This is a genomic window from Streptomyces soli (assembly GCF_003999195.1).
GTDB lineage: Bacteria > Actinomycetota > Actinomycetes > Streptomycetales > Streptomycetaceae > Actinacidiphila > Actinacidiphila soli.
In genome coordinates, this window is record NZ_RJVR01000007.1 from 1 (window position 1) to 17517 (window position 17517).

Consider the following 17517-nt stretch of genomic DNA (forward strand, 5'->3'; position numbering starts at 1 on the left):
GCGGGCCGACAAATCCGAAACAGGACAGTCGAGACGTCAGTCAGTTGGTGGGTCAGACCCGCCAGCAGCGTCACCACGAACATCATCACTGTCAGTTGTGACACCTCGTCCCCGGTGGGCTGGTACGACTTGACCCGCTGCTGGGGCAGCCGCTGGTTCCGGTCGATGAGGGCGCTGAAATCGCGCTTGCCGTCCCGATTGGTGGTCACTGTGCCCAGTGCGTGGGTGTTGACCACTCAGATGATGCTCTTCAGCTCGCCTTCCATGGCCGCGGCAGTGATCGCGGCCCCCTCGGCGACGGCGGTCATCGGGTTGCACATCGCGGTGTCCACGAGTTCGCAGTCGAGCGCCTCCGACACCGCGGTCCGCACCGCCGGGATCTGGCTGCTGCCGCCGATCATCAGCACCGCGGTGAGATCCTTGGAGTTGATCCGGGCCTGCTCCAGGCATTCCTCGACCGGATCGAGTGCACGGCTGATCAGGTCCTGGATCGCCTCGGAGAACTCCTGCTGGCCGATTTCGACGGCGAGGGCGTCCGGTGTGACGACACGGACCGACTCCTGCTGCGAGAGCAGGATCTTGCCGCGCTCGATGTCCAGGTTGAACTGACGCTCCTCGGACTCGCTCCACCGGCGCCGCGCGGGAGCCCGGTCGAGGACCATGCGCCGCAGCCGGGCGTCGAGCTCCAGCCCACCGAGACGGTTGACGCCCCGGCTCGCCTTCTCGTCGAAGAAGCCCTCGTCGTGCAGCAGGAGCGTGGCGTCCATCGTGCCACCACCCCAGTCGAAGACCAGGAACTCGCCGTCGACCTCCATCTCGTGCGCGTAGGCAATCGCCGCGGCCGTCGGCTCGTTGAGCAGCGTCCGGACCGTGATGCGGGCGGCCCGAGCAGCCTCACGCGTACGGAAGCGGGCCGCCCCGGTCGCGTTGGCGGGCACCGTGATCACGGCCTCGCGGATCTCGGTCGCGGCCTCCTCCTCCGCCGCACCCGCCATGGCGCGGAAGACCCCGGCTGCGGCGGTGGTCGCGGCGAACCTCTGACCGCCCAGGGTCACGAAGGGCTCTTCACGCAGCATCCGCTTGCACGCCTCGATGGCGTTCTCCGAGCGGAGCTTCGCCTCCCAGCCGAACAGGGGACCCGACCGCAGGGAGCTGGTGCCCACGACCGACGGATAGAGCAGCTCAAAGCCCGGCCGACGCCAGTCCGCGTCCAGCCCCTGCCCACCGATCTCCAGAACTTCGACATACTCGCCATTCCACTGGGCCGCCACCGAGTTGGTGGTGCCGAAGTCGATACCGGCCGCTGTCATGCTTCCTCCCCCGCGGCCACACCCACGGGCCCCGGCACACGCCGCAGCTGCCCCGCGAGAATGACCTTTCCTGTCAACTCATCCACATAGGCCGGACGTAGCAGCTCGAAGAACTCGCCCTCGCCCTCGGTCACCACGAACCGGTCGTTCTCCTCGGGCTCCGTCACCCTGAGCAGCAGCAACTCGCCCAGGTGCGCCGTCATCGCACCGCCGACCGTGTCGCCGCCGTGGGCCGCCTGGGACCACAGCAGCGCGTCGATCTCGGCGAGCCGCCCCGCGAACTGGGCACGGGTGCGGAACTCCTCCAGTACGGCCTTGCGCACCGCGGCGTTCAGGGCGGCAGCCGGGGGGACCTCGCCGACGCCGGTGCTTTCCACAGCTTTCGTTATCCGTTCCACGACACCCTTGATGACCGTCAGCGCGTCGATGGGTTCGGGCCTCGCGGACTGCGCAGGAGATTCCGCGACGGGCATTGCCGCCACCTCCAGCCGGTGCGCCCTGCGATGCTTCAGGCCCCCGGGCTTGTGCGGCGCGGCGTTGTCTTTCGCGCCAGGCTGTATCTGGCCGCACTGCGGGCACGGCCGGTGGGGCCGCAAGCTCTTCGCAACCTTCTGGCGGCGCTTTGCGGACGTCTTCTTTTCCGGGCTCATCGGGGCTCTGCCTTGTTCGATTCCTGCGATGGGTCGGGGCGTCGGCACTGTCACCGGGTGGGGCCGTGACGGTCGAGGTGGGGGGCGGTGCTCCGGAAGTCGTCGAGAAGTTCCACGGCGGCCCGGGCGCGAATGGCTTCCAGGTCGGCCCCGCTCGTCAACGAGGTGCGACGGGGCACAGCCTGAAGGGGCGGCACCAGCTGCCGTGGCACCGCGGAAGGCATGACGTACCGGGAGCGGTCAAGCGGAAGCTGGAAGAACACGTCCCAGCCCGCATCGCCCCGGAGGGCGTCACGGATACGGTCCTCGGCCCGGTTCAGCCGCGCCTGGGCGACCGGGTCGCCCTCGCGCTGCCTGAAGATCTCCCGGCAGCGCTCCTCCCAGCCGCCGACACCATGATCCAGCCCGAGTTCGAGAAACGGGTTGGTGACCGGGCCGCGGTTGTTCCTGGTGGTGGCCCGCCAGGCACGGACGAGCGCGAGGTTGCGCTCGGCGATGTCCCCGCCCCTTTCGGCGGACTTGCCGGCGTGCTCCTCCGCCGTTTCGAGGTCACCGCTCACCGCGGCCGCGTACGCGGCGATGGCATACGCCTCGGGAACCAGGCCAGCGGGCACGCTCCGGCCGGTCCCGCCACGCGTGAAGGACCGTGCCTGCCGGGCTGCGGCCTCCGCCTCACCCGACTTCACAAGGTCATACGCCCGGTTGACAGCCACGAGCGCGTAAAACGGACTCCGCCCGGCATCGATGAGCTCCTGCGGCTGCCACAAGGCGGCCATCAGCAGCCACAGTCCACGGTCCTCGGTCATCTCCACCGGCCACTGGCCCGACAGCGAACCCGACTTGAGGTTGCGCAGCTCGATCTGCTGCGCCCGGGGAAGGACGGCGTCCAGCGCATCGACGGCCGACACATCACCATCCATGACCACGTCGTACAGCAGATCCCAGACGTCCTCGGGTTCCTGCCGCAGCAGCGTCTCACCGGCCAGGAAGGCCCGCCGGCGAAGGTAGGAATCCCATCCGAGGAGCTCGGCTTCCTCCCGAGTGACCGTCGCCGGGCCGAGGCGGGCTCGCAGATACAGCCCCTCCGCCTCGTCGCGCGCCTGCCACGGTTCGTCCTCGGGCAACAGGCCGCCGTGTTCGACCAGATCGTCGATGACGGACAGCGGGGCCCAGGCAAGAAGTTCGTTGAGGAATCGGTTGGGCACGGGTATCGCACCGCGGGTGGCGGCGGTGGCAAACAAGGAGAAGGCGGGACCACCCGAGACCGCGCGTGAGCGCTTGCTGATGAGCTCCAGCCCCGGGGCGGTCGAGCAGAGCACCCGGCACCGTTCCAGCCCTGGCTCGTTGAGCCAGCGCACCCCGGCGGACCACAGGCTCCGCAGGTGAGTGAGCACGGAGCCGGGCGGCAAAGTACCCAGCCCGGCCCGGACCGCAGGGAGCAACACCTCGCGGTCCGGAGCGCCCTCAAGTGCCTGGACGAGCACCGTCCGCTGATCCTCGGGCAGCGACGGTGCCGGGGTGATCTCCGCCAGCATCGCGAGCACCGCCTCGACGGCCTCGCTCCCACCGACTCCGAGCCAACGCCACTTGCGCTGCGCAAAACCGCTTACCCCAGAGGGGCCCTGGCTTTGCCGCCGTTCGCGGGCACGTGCCAGACGCTGCTTCTCAGCGGCGATCGCCGCACGACGAGCAGCGACCGGATCCGTCATGTCGTACACGCGCACAGACTATCCACACGGTAGGACAATCCCTACATCTCCAGGTGCATCAGTGGAGATCGGACCGCAGCCACCATCGGCCGCGACGTCACCGCTCGAGCCGTCGTACTCGCCCCGGACGCGGGACCCTTGGCACCTGGACCCGTGACAGTGGTTGGACCACACGACGGTGGTGCTGGTAGGCCTGGGTGCTGCCGCCGACGCCGCCCCATGGGTCACCCGTGGCCGCGGAACGTGGCGGATCCCGGGAGTCGCATCCAGCTCCCAGGCCCGGCCTGGTGGGCGAACCGCAGCGAGTTGCCGAACACGAAGACGGACGAGAAGGCCATCGAAGCGCCCCCGACCACCTCGACGGCCCCCCAGCGACAGCTCCGCGCGCGCAGGAAATGACCCGCAGCTCGCTTGGCGCGGGGGATCCACCGCGCGCTCGACCAGCCCCTTGGCCTCCAGCGCGCAGTACCACTGGACGTCATCTTCACGTCCTACCCGCCTGCTGGGCGCGACTACCCGTAGGCCAGCAGTACGAACTGCAGAGGCGTGAACCAGCAGAAAACCGGGGCTCTCCCGAGGCTCAAGCCATCAGCCCCGAACCGGCGTCGCCAGCCGGACCAGCGCCGCCATTGTCTCCGGCCAGTCCCCGGTGATCCCGGGCCCGATCTCCGGTCCGGCGTCAGCCCCCAGGCCCGTGACCTCCGTCCGGTACGTCACCCGGGTCGCGTCGAGCTGCGTCGTGCGCAGCACCAGCTCCCCGAATCTCCCCAAGGACGCTACCGACGGATCGTACAAACTGTCCCAGACGGCGAACGTCTACCCTGACCGGGTCATCTGCAGGCCAGACTTGCTGTGATCGGTGGTGGCCTCGGAAACGGCAAGTGGGGGGAATCGACTGTGGGCAGTCACGTTCATATCGCGGTGCCACACGCGGACAGGTCTTCGTGGGGGGAGGCATGACCGCCACAGCGGGCGCGGACGAAGGTTCGCTTATCGCCGGCGAGGTGCCGCTCGTTGACGTCATGGCCCGGCTGCGGCATGACCGGCCCGTGTTCCATTCCGAGGCTGATCTGCAGCACGCCTTCGCGCGTGTCCTATGGGACATGGCGCCCGCCGTAGGCGCCCGGCTGGAGGTCCGCCAACATGTGTCCAACAGGATCGAGCGGTTGGATTTGCTCTGCGTCGGCCCTTCTCTGCGTACCGCCATCGAGTCAAGTACCGGACTCGGGCTTGGAACGGGGTGGTGGGACCGCTGGGGGAGACGTACGCCCTCAGGTCGCACTCGGCCACGGACCTGGCCCGGCTGTCCTTTGTGTCCGACGTCGAACGGCTGGAAAGGTTCTGTGACTGGCCAGACCAGAACGGCCTAGCGCTGATCGTGACGAACGAATCGTCGCTGTGGGAGGAGCCGGGGCCGCGGGCGAAGCGGACGCGCGACCACGAGTTCCGCGTCCACGAGGGACGGACCCTCACGGGGACGCTGCTGCGGGGAGCGGAGGGCTACGAGCCCAACACCCGTACTTTGCACGACTCGTATCGGATGGACTGGCAGCCTTACTCCCAGCAAGGTGGTGCCTGCGGCGAGTTCCGGTATCTGGCCGTCGTTGTCGCTCCGAGGGGGGCAAGCGCGGGTGCTCCAACGGTTCAGTCGGTCGGTAATTTGCTCGACGGCTGATACCAGATGGGGGTCTGTGCCCTATCCTCAACGCTCTGTTCATCCGCAAGGTGAGCAGGTCAGGAATGTTGGCCCGGCACGATTTTCGAGCTGCTGGGTGGGGGGAACCATGGGGTGGGGTACATGCGTGTTGCGTCTCTGTTGATCATGTGCAGAGGCAGGCTCCCGCGCGCGGGAGCCGTCCTCGTCGTGAGTCTGTTGCTCCTGGCGCTGTTCCCGGTGCCGGCCCAGGCGCACCGTGACGGCTGTCACCGCTGGCACTCGTGTCCTTCCGACACGGGCTCCTATGTATGCGGGGATCTCGGTTACTTCGACGAATGCCCCGGCTACGGCGGCGCCGGTGCCGTGCCGGAGGCGGACACCACCGCGCCGCGGCGGCCGACGGTCGGCAAGCCGGAGGCCGAGGCGGGAGCGGGCGGCAGGGTCAGCCTGACTGTCACCGCGGAGCGAGGGTCACGGATCGAGGTCACCGAGACCGGCGACGGCCATCTCGTCGCCAGGTCCACAGCGACGGGCGGCAGTCAGACGATGACCTTCAAGGTCGCCGACGGATCGCACACCTACACCGTCACAGCGACCGACGCCGCTGGCAATGAGAGTGAGGAGTCAGCCGGGATTACGGTGGAGGTGGACGCGCACGCGCCCGAGGTCGGGCTCTTCTCCTTTGGTAAGCCCGACGCCGCGACCGCCATCACGCCTGTGGCGATCGAGTCCGAGGCGGACGCTGAGTACGCGCTGACAATCGACGGCCGCAAGGAACGTCTCTCCGGCTTCCTGGACGAGGACGGCAACAAACCCGGTCTCGGCCTCACGCTTCCGAATGGCGACCACACTGCCCGTCTCGCCGTCACAGACGCGGCTGGCAATGTGCGTCGGAAGACGCGGAGATTCAAGGTCAGTTTGGACAAGCTGACCCCCGCGCTGGCTTCGGACGGCAAACCGGGCGTCGCCCGGCTGGCCTACACGATTACTGCGCCGCCCCACAGCAGAGGAACCTTCGTCGTGGGTGACGAGGTGCGCGAGACTTTCACCGCGGACAAGCAAGGGGCGGCTGTGGTCGGCCTTCGGCTGGCCGACGGTGTCTACCCGGCGCCGGTCGTCGAGGTGACCGATGCTTACGGCCGCACCGGCCGCACGATCGGCCGCCGGATCATCGTGGACACCACTGGGCCTGTGCTCAGGATCGCCGCGAATGCGGAGCACGCGGCCCACGGAACGCTCGCGCTGACTGTCAACGCCGAGCGTGGCGCCAAGGTGACGGTCTCCTACGGGACTACCTCCGGACAAGGCTTCCCCACGTACACCGCTGGGTCCAAACCCATCTCGTTGACCAGGGAACTCGCCTCCGGCGACTACATCGTGACCGTTATCGCGAAGGACGCCTATGGGAATGCGGTGAACGAGAAGCTCCGTCTCACGATCGACGACCAGTGGACGACTGGAGAGTGGGTCGTCTTCCTGCTGATCCTGCTTCTCGTGCTCGCACTGTTCACCGCCCTGGTGATGTTTCGCAACCGTTCCCGGTCCGACCCGGAGGCAAGCCGGGCCCGGCGCGAGGAGGAACACGCGCAGCGCGAGCACGCAGAACAAGAACGCCAGGAGGCCGAGGCGTACGAGAAGGCGCTGCGCGAGTACGAGAGGCGGGCGAAGGAGTGGCAGTGCCAGCGAAAGCAGCTTGTCGACCTCGTCGAATTCGCCGAGGAATTCGGCGAGACCGAGTGGGGTGACGGTCGGTGGCCCGAGGTCTTGGGTAAGCGGCAGCGGGGTGAAGTCATCCGGTGGTCCACGACCGGCGAGCTGGTGCAGCGCAACGCACAGGGGACGATCACCAGTGGCGTAAATCCTGGCTCCGTGATGGTCACCAGTCAGCGCGTGCTGTTCGTCGGCGCGAGCAAGAGGGAATGGTTCTTCTCCTCCCTCACGCGGATCGAGCACGCCGGTGACATGACCACCTGGATGCGGGTGTTGAACCGCATCACCGTGTCCGGAGTCCGCTACTCACGGGAGAGGGAGAAGACGCGGTTGGCGATCGAACTCGCCGTCGCTGCCGCCCCTGCCGGCGAGGCCGGCAGGGCGTCGGAGCTCGGTGCCGGGATCCGTCCCGTCTTGGCCCGTCAGCGCGCGGCGCTGACCGTGCACGACCGTCAGCGCCCGCTCAAGCCCGAGGCACCCCGGCGTGTGGGGTTGGCCAAAGAGGTTGTGCCCGTCGTGTGAGGGGGGCCTGGCTCCGCCCACCGCGTGTCCGTTGGCTACGGCCCTTCGGATCGATCTGCGCCCAGACGGTCTTTTTGGGGACCGCCTGCCCGAGGGGCGATGGGCCACGTGCGGCGACCCGCGAGGCGAGATAGAGCGCGGCCGTTCTTGGCGGCAGAGGACACAGTGCCACTGGCGGGGCGCCCGGCAGCGTGCGGTTGAAGAGTGACGGCCGGGTTTCACCTGGTCTCCCTGGTCGCCTAGTCTGGCGATTTCGAGTTGTGTGGGGCGCGTGAAGTGTGCGGCCGCGAGGGCATGTGGGGGAGGCGTTCATGAGCGGGGTGCCTGTGCGGATTGGCCGGTACACGGTGGCTGGTGAGCTGGGTTCCGGTGGGATGGGCGAGGTCTTTTTGGCGTACTCGCATGCTGGGGACCCGGTGGCTGTGAAGCTGATCCGGGACGACCGGCTGGATCCGGTGGCGCGGGCGCGTCTTGAGAAGGAGGCGCTGATCGCTCGGACGGTGGTCGGTACGAACCGGGTGGTCATCGGCAAATACCGCGAAGAGGCCCCCCGCGCTACCACCGCGAGCTGCGCAAATCCCGGGCTCTCCTCTTCGTCGCCGCCACCCGCGCCCGCGACGCCCTCACCATCTCTTGGCATGGCGCGCCGAGCCCATTCCTGCCCCGCTGAGTCTCCGGCTCCGTAGGGCGGCCCGTCGCCAGGACCTCGGTGGAGCCATCCTCAGCACGGCGCTTCACTGGTTGCCGCCTCGACCGCACTATCATCCCTGGGGGAATTTTGTTCCGCACCACGCTGCAGGGCTACCTGCTCGAAGAAGCCCTCGCTTGGCTGCTGCGCAACAGTGGCTACCGGCTCCTCAACAGCGTCAAAGATGATCCAGACGAACTGACCACCTCTCGCGACGGCTCACTGCGCGTGCGCGGACGTGGGTCCCACCACCAAGTTGACGTCCTGGGCGAGTTCACGTTCACCCCCGCCTTCTCCTTACCAGTGCGCATGTTCTTGGAATCCAAGTTCACCACGGGCAAGATCGGCCTTGCGACCGTCCGCAACGCCCACGGCGTCATTCACGACGTCAACCAGAACTTCACCCTCACAATCCCAACCCGGCGCCGCTCAGCAACCGATCCCATCCACCGAGGGCGCCCGCGACGCCGATTCCATTACGTCTACGCGCTCTTCTCGGCCAGCGGATTCACCTCCGACGCCCAGCGCTACGCTTTGGCCCATCAGATCTCCCTCGTGGACCTTTCTGGCCCCTCCTTTCACTGGCTGCGCACGGCCGTGCGCGATGTCGCTAAAGAGATCACCGGTCCACAGGGGACTGTCGAGCTCCGCATCGCTGACCTCCGCTCGGTGCTACGCATGCATCTACGGACAGCAGACTGGCCTGGCGGCGAACACGAACTCTCGGACGACATCGAAGCACTGCTGAGGCAGTTCGCACGATCTCTGATGGCCAACAGCCAGGCAGAGTTACTCCTCGGCTTCCCCGCCGCACCGTTCATCCTCCCCATGGCGACCACAGACGCCCACCGGTTCCTCGCCTACACCACGGCCACGCCGACTCACACGATTCGCCTGCGCCGCAACGGCCACCACGCGAACGCCGAGTGGTCAGCCTCCCCTTGGGACGCCGACGAGGACGAGGGCTACCAGCTGACGTTCAAACTTCCCCGCCATATCGAGGACTGGATCAGCGACATCGAAGAGGATGAGCGCCTGCGCATCCGGCGGGTGAAGGAGCAGTTCCTCCCAGCCATCACTGTCTACCGCACCCGTCCCGCTGGCGGCGTCGACACCTACCAGCTCCTTTACGATCCCACTCCACTCCGGAACCAGTAGCGCGCGAGCCGGTCCCGCTTCGAGGAACCCTCTGCCAACTGCTTACCCGCGGCCGGGCGAGCAGTTGGTCGATCTCCCGCCCGGTCAGGCCTCCGCCGCGCCGAGTACGTCGGCGACCGACGCCGGCCACGCGAGTCCAGCAGCTTCGTCGCACTCGGCCCCTGCATGTCCAGCCCTTTAACTACGTGTCTACACACGAGGCCAGCCGACCAGCCTCCCACGCCCAGGCCGGCGAGCGGAGGCGAATTTCGGCACACTGGCTGTTGCCGAACACTTGGCCACCGTGCTCCCCGCCCGCGTCCTGTCACTGCCCGCTCGCGGTTGCGTCGTACGCCGGCGCCCCTGTCGAAAAGGCCGGTGCACGGCCGGTTTGGGGCTGTCAGGCTGTGTGCTCAGTACCTCGGCAGGAGAAGGCGATCTGATGACGGCAGCGACTGCGCAGCCCACCTCCGCGCAGTTGCGGCGGGTCCGGTGGCGGACGATAGACCGGGCCCTGGAAGGGCTTTCCACCGACTCCCTGCTGGTGCTGCTGCGCGCGGCACTTGACTCGCCTGGTTGCGCCCGCTTCCACGACCACCTTCTGCTGGCGTGGACGAGGGTCCTGCGCACCCCCCGGCGGCCGGGCCGGGCCGCCGGGGCCGACGACCTGCCCGCGCTGGTACAGGCACTGCTGGACGCGGCGCCCGGCCGCGGGGTGCTGACCGAGCGGGCACCGAACGACCCGCGCGCCGGCGTGCGCTTCGAACATCGAGGCCACCGGTGGCTGGTGCATCCCGGCGAACTCGACCACCCGCTGGTCTTCCTGAGGAGCCTGCAGGGCGTCGCCCGCGCCGTCGACGAACGGCTTGTGCACAAGGCCGGCTTCACCCTCAGCGACCTCATCGAGCTCGCACTGCGCCACACCGACCACACCGTATCCCGCCTTGGATCGGTCTGGCCCGCCGACCCGGAGGACCATGAGGAGGGGGAGGTCTTCCGCGCGGTCACCGGTGCCGAGGTCGCGGCAGCCGACGCACTCGGCCTCGACCACCTCGCCCCGGCCGGCCCGGACGCGGGGCGCTCAGCGAAGGCGCTGGCGTACCTGAGCGCGGACATCCGCTCCCTGCCGCTGCGCTACGCCCCGCACGCCCCGCTCCTCGGCCCGGTCCTGGCCGTGACCGCGCACGGCCGCTCCGTGCCGGTACCCGCCTCGGCGGTACTGGACAGCCTCGCGGCTGCCGTCGACACCCTGCTGGCCGAGGTCTCCGGTGAACCGGGCGTCGAGGAGACCCTGCGGCAAGACACCGCCGGCCGCGTCGCACAGCTGCTGGGCATCCCCGACCTGCCGCAGAACCTGGAGCAGGTGTCCCGGATCCGCTCGACCTCGCACCGGCTGGAGATCGCCGTGGTGGCCTCGCTGGCCGACAGAGTGCTGCCCGGCCTCATCGAACGCGCCCGCGCCGACCTCGCCCGGACCGCGCCCCACGGCGCGGGACGGCTGGTGGTCTACGGCGGCCCGCGCACGCTGAGCCGTGAGGTGATCACCGACACCCTCTACCTGCACGTCGAGGAGCTGGCCGAGATCCTCGCCGACGCCGGCGGCGATCTGACGACCGTGGCCTGCTGGGTGCTGGAGATGACCCAGCATCCGGGCGCCGAAGCGGTCGCGTACTACGACGTGTTCGACGCCTGGACGGCCTGGCACGGCGCGGGCACGCTGCTGCCGCCCGGCGGCCCGGGCGACGTCGTCCTGACCCCGCCGTACGGCAGCGACCTGTCTTGGGACCGGGCCGCGGCGTGGGCCGGCGTCGACGATGTCCTGGCCGCCGCCGGCCTGCCGACGTCGCTGGTCTGGCGCATCGCCCGCTTGACCGCACCCGACACAGGTACTGAGGCAGGCGCGTGGGCGGACCTGTCCCACCCCGGCGACGGAGCCAGTGGCGGCGCCGGGCCAATGATCGTCTGCGTGAGCACCAGCCCTCCGCTGGCTGTCCTGGTCACTCCGGCCATGGCCAGCGAGGGAGCCATGCTGGATACAGCGGCCCTGGCCACGCTCGCCGACGCCGTCCGCGCGACCCTGAGCGGCCACTGGCTGCTGACCGAGCACTTCACCCTGCCCGACGGCGCGGCATGGCTACTGCACCTGACCGAAACCGCCCAACCCCGCCGGCCCCTGCCGACGGCCGACGGCCGGACACCTCCCGAAGCCCTGGCTCTTCACGTCGGCATGGACCCCGAGCAGGCGAAGATCAGCATCGAGCTGGACCCGCCGTTCCTGGCCCGCTTCGCCGACGACGGCCACCAGATTCTCGGCACGCTGCTGCACCACTGCGCAGCCCACATCCGCACCGCCCGCGGCGCCGGCGACCTCGTCACAGCCGACGCGTTCACCGACGCGTGGGACGCGGCCGGCCCCGTGCTGACGTGGCACGCCGCCGCCGACGCCCAGCCCCCGCCCGCACCCCCCTACACAGTGCCTCGCTCGGTCCACGTCCACGCCCGGGCGCTGCGCACCGCGACTGCGGCCGTCCGCCGCGCCCGCGTCCCGGCAGGCGTCTTCGCCGGCCCGGAGGCGCTGCGGAGGGGCGGGCCGGCCGAGCAGCTCCTGCACGCCCTGGAGAGGGAGCTGCGCGAGCAGATATGCGCCCATCATCCCAGTCTCACCGTGGAGTTGACCCGGCATCTCAACGCCGCGCTCGCCGTGCGGGCCCGCGGCCGGCAGGAGGCCGCGGTGAACCTCGCCGCACCGTGGGCCGCGAACTGGGTGGAGGAGGCCGTGCACCGCGAGAGCGACGGCGCGGCGGCCACCACCGCGCTGCAACTTCTCGTGCAGCAGGCGATCGCCACTCCGCCGACCGGCGAACGGCCGGCCGACGTCCTGGCCGTCGCCGAACTCCTCGCCCTTGCCGAACTGGTGCTGCGCAGCGGCCTCACCGCAGTCGCCAGCAGCAAACGCCTGCACGACCTCCACCTGGAGGTCCACGACAGCGGCCTGTTCCTCGTCACCGATACCTCCGCACCCAGCCAGGCCGCCCCAGGACCGTCCGGCGCAGGCACCCACACCGGGTTCGACCAGGACGCCTACCGACGCGCCCAGGAAGAGCACTGGATCGGCCGGGCGCGCGACACCGTCCGCAAGCGCCTCGGTCCCGAGGAGCTGTTCGCGCTGCACCACCGTGGCCGTACTCCCATCCCGTTCGCCACGCTCGACCCGGCGCCCGGCAGCCACCTGGCCCACGCCGACCAGGTGCTCCACGAGCAATGGGGCTGCGGCCTGGACGCGCTGGCCGCCGTCCTGGGAACCGCCGCCGACTGGCCTGCCGGCCTCGACGGCACCGCGACCACCACCGAGACCGAACTCGTCGTCCAGGCCGTGGACTGGTCCCGCCTGCCCGAGCAGGACCTGTGCGCCGCGGTGGGACGCCTCCTCCTGCACCCGGGCAACGCCGCCGATGGCCGCGACCACCCCTACACCGAGGTTGAACGCCGCACTCGGCTCACCACCCACCCGCTGATCGGCCACGGCGGCCAGGTCCTGATCTTGCCCTGGCTCGTGCACACCGCCCAACTGCTGTATTCCGCCTACCTCGCCGAGGGGCGCATGCCCCGCCCAGACGTCCCCGAGAAGGCCGTCCAGCACCTCGACAACCACCGCCAGCAGCACAACGACCAGCTCGAACGCGATCTGAAGGCGATCGCCGAGAGCGCAGGCCTCCCGCACTGCCCGGGACTGGAACCCCAGCCCGCCGCCCAGCTCGGCATCCCCGGCCTGACCGGCGAGATCGACCTGCTGGTCGCCGACGAGCAGCAGGGGAGGCTGTGGGTGATCGAGGCGAAGAACCCGCACGGCGCCATCGCCCCGCACAACGTCGCCCAGCACCTAGACCGGTTCGGCGACCACCGCGCAAGGCTCCTGGCCAAGGTCGCGGTGATCGCCGCCTATCCGGGGCCGGCCGCCCGTGCCTGCGGCGTCCGCACCGACCGCGCCTGGCACGTGGTGCCCCTCCTGGTGACCCGCACCATCGAACCGGCCGCTTTCACCGCAGACCCGCGCGTGCCGTTCACGATCGCCGACTACCTCGCCGGCGTCCTCACCGCGTCGGCCTTGCCTCGGCCCGGATGGAATGCCCCTGCCCGCACAGGCCGGTGACCACGCACCACCACAGGGCACGCGGCACGAACGGCTGGCCGCGGCGCTCCCGGCAGCCGCAGGCCAGCGCGGTGTCGGTGGCGGCCACGGCTGACCGGGCTCTGGTCGACCTGTCCAGGGGTGTCCTCGACGCGGCTCATGTCCGCGCCAAAAAAAGGCCTGGTCTGCCGCCGTCCTTGCCTCGGACGGACCATGCCCGGGAGCAGCAGGAAGAACGCGGTGGCGTTGTTCAGTTCCCAGAAGGTATCGGGTCCTCACCTCCTGAGCTGAGCGTGCACTATCCGGTCGCCATGCGCCGGCTGCGTGCCTCCAGCGCGCCACTTGGTATCGCGCGTGTCAGGAAGAGGCCGCGGCCGTCCGCATGGGGGAGATGCGAACTGCCGGGGCCATCGGGGCCGCCCTGGCCAGGACGCGTGTCGGCGTCGGACCGGGGCGGGGGGCTTCAGGGAACCGGGGTGGCCAGTGCGACGCCGATCACGAATCCGCAGGAGGCGGATATGGCCATGATGAACAGTGGGCCCGCGAAGCGGCTGACGAGGGCCGATAACCGTCTCACCGGCGTACACCCCCGCGTGCTTCCTGTTCGAGGTAGGGGTTGCCGGGGGCCGGATCGACCCGCCAGAAGCTCAGGGCCTTGGGCTGGTATTGGCGGTGAGTCGGGTTGAGGCCCGTGTGCTTGAGTGCCCAGAGTTCCACCGGCAATCGATCATTGTCCGATGCCTCCGACTCCGCGCCGCACTCGATGCACGCCGCCGAGAAGATCGCTAAAGGCGCACCCTCGGCAGTCTCGGCATTGAGTGTCCATTCAGCCACTTTGATGATCGTCCGGCGGCCCATCAGCATCCCCGCCTGCGGCTGACCCGGTTCGCCTCAGCGACTTTGGCGCTCAGTTGCTCGGCGGTGTCTGCGGGCGCGAGGTCCTCCGGGCGCGCGTCCCATTCTCTGCCACCGCCCGTTGGGCTTCGTAGTTGGTAGCACGGGCCGACGTGTCCCATCACCTCACCCAGAGCGTTCGTCGCGGAGTCGCGAACGACGTCGCCGCGCTTCGGCTTGGTCTCTGGCGGGGAACTACCGTACGACCCCTGCGTGTTTTCTTTCTTCTGAGCATCCGTCATAGACCTAGAATGACGCCGGAATGTCGCCCTGTGTGATGTCATTGGAGGCGTCGGAACGACGCGATGACGGGCGTCATTTCGGTGTCAATGTCGCCTTCAGAGGACCGGAACGCAGGCTTTTGTCAGAGGAGTTCACATGGCCACACCGAACAGCGCCCTCCGGGCGGCCCGTATGGGCCTGCTCATGTCGCAAGACGACTTCGCCCGCGCCCTTCGCGAGGCGGGTCAGCACACAGGGGAGCCCAATGACGCCTCGAAGCGGCTCGTACAGCGATGGGAAGCCGGCGTCTCCACTTCTCCCCGCCCGGCCTACGCGCGGGCTCTGGAGGCCGTCACCGGCCTGCCTATAGAGGTGCTGGGCTTCGCTCTGGCCGTGCCGCAGGCCCGTGTAGCCGATGACGGAAGAGGCGGTCATGATCTGGAGAGTGCCGCGACCGGAATGGCCGCAGCCCATGGCATGCCGACAGCGCAGCCGGCGACCCGGGGCAACTACTCCGGCGTATGGCTCTCGCGGTACGAGTACGTCTCGTCCGGTCGGGGCGGTGAGGTGTTTACCGGGCTTCATCATGTGGTGATCCTTCAGCACGGCTACCGGCTCACCGTACGCAGCTTGCCCGGTTCCTCGGACTCGGCGCTGACGATGGACCTCACCCTGGACGGCAACGTCATCACGGGGACCTGGGTGGAGCAGACGGCGGAAGAGAGCTACTACCGGGGCGCCCGTTACCACGGCGCGGTTCAGATGCTCGCCGAACCGACCGGCCGCCGCCTGGTGGGCAAGTGGGTGGGCTTCGGCAAGGAGATGGACGTGAACACCGGCCCATGGGAGCTTGTTTTTCAGGACGCTTCCACAAACAAGGCAACGCTGGACAGGTACAACCACCGGCCGGAATGACCGCAGGCGAGCGAACGCGCTGACGACCGCCTTGCTCACGTGGTCGTGGGCGTCGATCGCGGGCCAGCGAGCGGCGAGGGCCTACGCGGCCAGGGCGCCAGGGCAGCGGGCTGCTCTTCCCTCGAAGATAGTCACGCAGTTCAGCCGCTCCAGGTCCGGGCGGGGCGGTGGCCAATGGCGGTGATCTGCAGGCCGAAGGCCGTCCAGGAGCTAATCCCGACGCTGACACCCCGCGCGGGCGGGGACGACGTGTAGACGCCGAGGTCCCTACCGCCGACCGGAGAACGACCCCCGAGGGGCGGGGAAGACGCGCAGTCGATCCGCCGCATCTACGCCCACGAAGAACGACCCCCGCGCGGGCGGGACGACCCCCAGGAATGTCGACGTCGGGTGAATTCAGCCGCCGCCGACACAGGAACGAGGCTGCTCCATTCGCATGGAAGAACGACCCCCGCGCGGGCGGGGACGACGGGCAGTCGATCTGCCGCATCTACGCCCACGAAGAACGACCCCCGCGCGGGCGGGACGACCCCCAGGAATGTCGACGTCGGGTGAATTCAGCCGCCGCCGACACAGGAACGAGGCTGCTCCATTCGCATGGAAGAACGACCCCCGCGCGGGCGGGGACGACAACGGGCGCAGGGCTACCGGGGCCGGCGCCTGCGAACGACCCCCGCGCGGGCGGGGACGACCTACATCGACACGGCCTACGACGGTAGTGCGGAGAACGACCCCCGCGCGGGCGGGGACGACCGTTTCAGCACGGCGCAGCTTCGGAACGACCCCCGCGCGGGCGGGGACGACTCGGGCGCGAAGATCAGCAAAACCGAGTGGTGGGAACGACCCCCGCGCGGGCGGGGACGACGCAGGGCTTCCAGATCGGCGGCCTCACGCTGCGAACGACCCCCGCGCGGGCGGGGACGACACGCCCTTACGCAGGCCGGTGCCGCCCTTGACCGAACGACCCCCGCGCGGGCGGGGACGACACGGTAGCGACCTCCCCGGCGGACCGCCGGGGCGAACGACCCCCGCGCGGGCGGGGACGACATCTCCAGCCGGTGCAACGACAACCACGACGAGGAACGACCCCCGCGCGGGCGGGACGACTCGACCGGCGACACCGCAGACTCTGCCGCCACCGAACGACCCCCGCGCGGGCGGGGACGACGGCAAGGGCGACGAGGAGTACGAGCGGCATGACGAACGACCCCCGCGCGGGCGGGGACGACACCTCGAAAGGCATACGGGACGCCTGACGGCCCGAACGACCCCCGCGCGGGCGGGGACGACCGGGTGCGCCGGCGGCCGGGCCACCCAACCGGGGAACGACCCCCGCGCGGGCGGGGACGACATGTAAATGTCGCCGGGGGCGACCTCGTACGTCGAACGACCCCCGCGCGGGCGGGGACGACTCTTCTATCTCCGCGCGGGTCAGGTGGATGACCGAACGACCCCCGCGCGGGCGGGGACGACCACATGAGTCTGCTGGGGAGACTGGCCCGCGTCGAACGACCCCCGCGCGGGCGGGGACGACATGTCGGCAAGAAGGGCGACACCCTGAGCGGAAGAACGACCCCCGCGCGGGCGGGGACGACGCAACGAGCGCGGTGACGGGCACATCGCAGGCGAAACGACCCCCGCGCGGGCGGGGACGACTCGGATGGTGAGCGGCTGTGACCGGCACCAGAACGACCCCCGCGCGGGCGGGGACGACCTCTGCACAGGTAGAAAACCGCTTCTCCACAGGGAACGACCACCGCGCGGGCGGGGACGACTCGCCCAAGCCCTGCACGGCTCCGAACCCTGGCGAACGACCCCGCGCGGGCGGGGACGACCTGGGCGAGTTGGACGGCGTGGCCGGTGAGGACGAACGACCCCGCGCGGGCGGGGACGACGCGCGGCAGACCTCGGTGAGGGCTTCCGCTGCGGAACGACCCCCGCGCGGGCGGGGACGACACGGTTAGGGCCCGGAGG

At 69.6% G+C, this 17517-nt stretch carries 10 protein-coding genes, 2 pseudogenes and 2 CRISPR repeat arrays; of the genes and pseudogenes, 6 read left to right on the forward strand and 6 right to left on the reverse strand.

Annotated features, from left to right (window positions below; genetic code table 11):
- The 5 genes and pseudogenes from EFK10_RS49240 to EFK10_RS46855 form a co-directional block, all read right to left on the reverse strand.
- Positions 1 to 236 (reverse strand): annotated as a pseudogene (locus tag EFK10_RS49240) (Hsp70 family protein); the annotation flags it as partial.
- Positions 237 to 1310, reverse strand: a complete 1074-nt coding sequence (locus tag EFK10_RS00465; protein WP_240676884.1) for an Hsp70 family protein — start codon at positions 1308 to 1310, stop codon at positions 237 to 239.
- Positions 1307 to 1783: a hypothetical protein gene (locus EFK10_RS00470; protein WP_240676885.1), complete on the reverse strand. Its 477-nt coding sequence runs from the start codon at positions 1781 to 1783 to the stop codon at positions 1307 to 1309. The genes EFK10_RS00465 and EFK10_RS00470 overlap by 4 nt, the downstream gene beginning before the upstream one ends.
- A 227-nt stretch (positions 1784 to 2010) precedes the next feature.
- Entirely contained in the window at positions 2011 to 3669 is a 1659-nt protein-coding gene (locus EFK10_RS00475; RefSeq protein WP_127353818.1) for a hypothetical protein, read from the reverse strand.
- A 588-nt stretch (positions 3670 to 4257) separates the two neighbouring features.
- Positions 4258 to 4419 carry a hypothetical protein gene (locus EFK10_RS46855; protein ID WP_164835742.1) on the reverse strand — a complete coding sequence of 54 codons (162 nt, stop codon included), beginning with the start codon at positions 4417 to 4419 and terminating at the stop codon, positions 4258 to 4260.
- 493 nt (positions 4420 to 4912) lie between these two features.
- On the opposite strand from EFK10_RS46855, the gene EFK10_RS49245 reads away from it, so the two are divergent.
- The 5 genes and pseudogenes from EFK10_RS49245 to EFK10_RS00500 all read left to right on the forward strand — a co-directional run bounded on the left by EFK10_RS49245 (position 4913) and on the right by EFK10_RS00500 (position 13533).
- The gene (locus EFK10_RS49245; protein ID WP_240676886.1) at positions 4913 to 5344 is read left to right on the forward strand and encodes a hypothetical protein; all 432 of its coding nucleotides are present in this window, start codon (positions 4913 to 4915) and stop codon (positions 5342 to 5344) included.
- Between the two features lie 189 nt (positions 5345 to 5533).
- On the forward strand, positions 5534 to 7558 hold the full coding sequence (locus EFK10_RS00485; RefSeq protein ID WP_127353813.1) for an Ig-like domain-containing protein: 2025 nt from the start codon (positions 5534 to 5536) through the stop codon (positions 7556 to 7558).
- A gap of 547 nt (positions 7559 to 8105) precedes the next feature.
- Positions 8106 to 8228 (forward strand): annotated as a pseudogene (locus tag EFK10_RS49250) (3'-5' exonuclease); the annotation flags it as partial.
- Positions 8229 to 8336: 108 nt separating this feature from the next.
- Complete coding sequence (locus tag EFK10_RS00495) at positions 8337 to 9404, forward strand: hypothetical protein (RefSeq protein WP_240676887.1); 1068 nt, start codon at positions 8337 to 8339, stop codon at positions 9402 to 9404.
- Between the two features lie 421 nt (positions 9405 to 9825).
- Positions 9826 to 13533 (forward strand): hypothetical protein, encoded by a 3708-nt coding sequence (locus EFK10_RS00500; protein ID WP_127353814.1) that lies wholly within the window; start codon positions 9826 to 9828, stop codon positions 13531 to 13533.
- 552 nt (positions 13534 to 14085) lie between these two features.
- Here the strand turns inward: EFK10_RS00500 and EFK10_RS00505 are convergent.
- Positions 14086 to 14376 carry a DUF7848 domain-containing protein gene (locus EFK10_RS00505; protein WP_127353815.1) on the reverse strand — a complete coding sequence of 97 codons (291 nt, stop codon included), beginning with the start codon at positions 14374 to 14376 and terminating at the stop codon, positions 14086 to 14088.
- Positions 14377 to 14784: 408 nt separating this feature from the next.
- Between EFK10_RS00505 and EFK10_RS00515 the strand changes: the two genes are divergently transcribed.
- Positions 14785 to 15543, forward strand: coding sequence for a helix-turn-helix domain-containing protein (locus EFK10_RS00515; protein ID WP_127353817.1), 759 nt, complete (start codon positions 14785 to 14787; stop codon positions 15541 to 15543).
- Between the two features lie 603 nt (positions 15544 to 16146).
- Positions 16147 to 16591: a CRISPR direct-repeat array (repeat unit 28 nt; unit sequence GAACGACCCCCGCGCGGGCGGGGACGAC).
- Between the two features lie 92 nt (positions 16592 to 16683).
- A CRISPR array of direct repeats spans positions 16684 to 17318; the repeat unit is 28 nt; unit sequence GAACGACCCCCGCGCGGGCGGGGACGAC.
- Positions 17319 to 17517: the final 199 nt, after the last annotated feature.

Bases quoted from the DNA above. Each gene is read 5' to 3' on its own strand.
- EFK10_RS00465 (WP_240676884.1), bottom strand. From the start codon at position 1,310: ATGACAGCGGCCGGTATCGACTTCGGCACCACCAACTCGGTGGCGGCC.
- EFK10_RS00470 (WP_240676885.1), bottom strand. From the start codon at position 1,783: ATGCCCGTCGCGGAATCTCCTGCGCAGTCCGCGAGGCCCGAACCCATC.
- EFK10_RS00475 (WP_127353818.1), bottom strand. From the start codon at position 3,669: ATGACGGATCCGGTCGCTGCTCGTCGTGCGGCGATCGCCGCTGAGAAG.
- EFK10_RS00500 (WP_127353814.1), top strand. From the start codon at position 9,826: ATGACGGCAGCGACTGCGCAGCCCACCTCCGCGCAGTTGCGGCGGGTC.
- EFK10_RS00505 (WP_127353815.1), bottom strand. From the start codon at position 14,376: ATGCTGATGGGCCGCCGGACGATCATCAAAGTGGCTGAATGGACACTC.
- EFK10_RS00515 (WP_127353817.1), top strand. From the start codon at position 14,785: ATGGCCACACCGAACAGCGCCCTCCGGGCGGCCCGTATGGGCCTGCTC.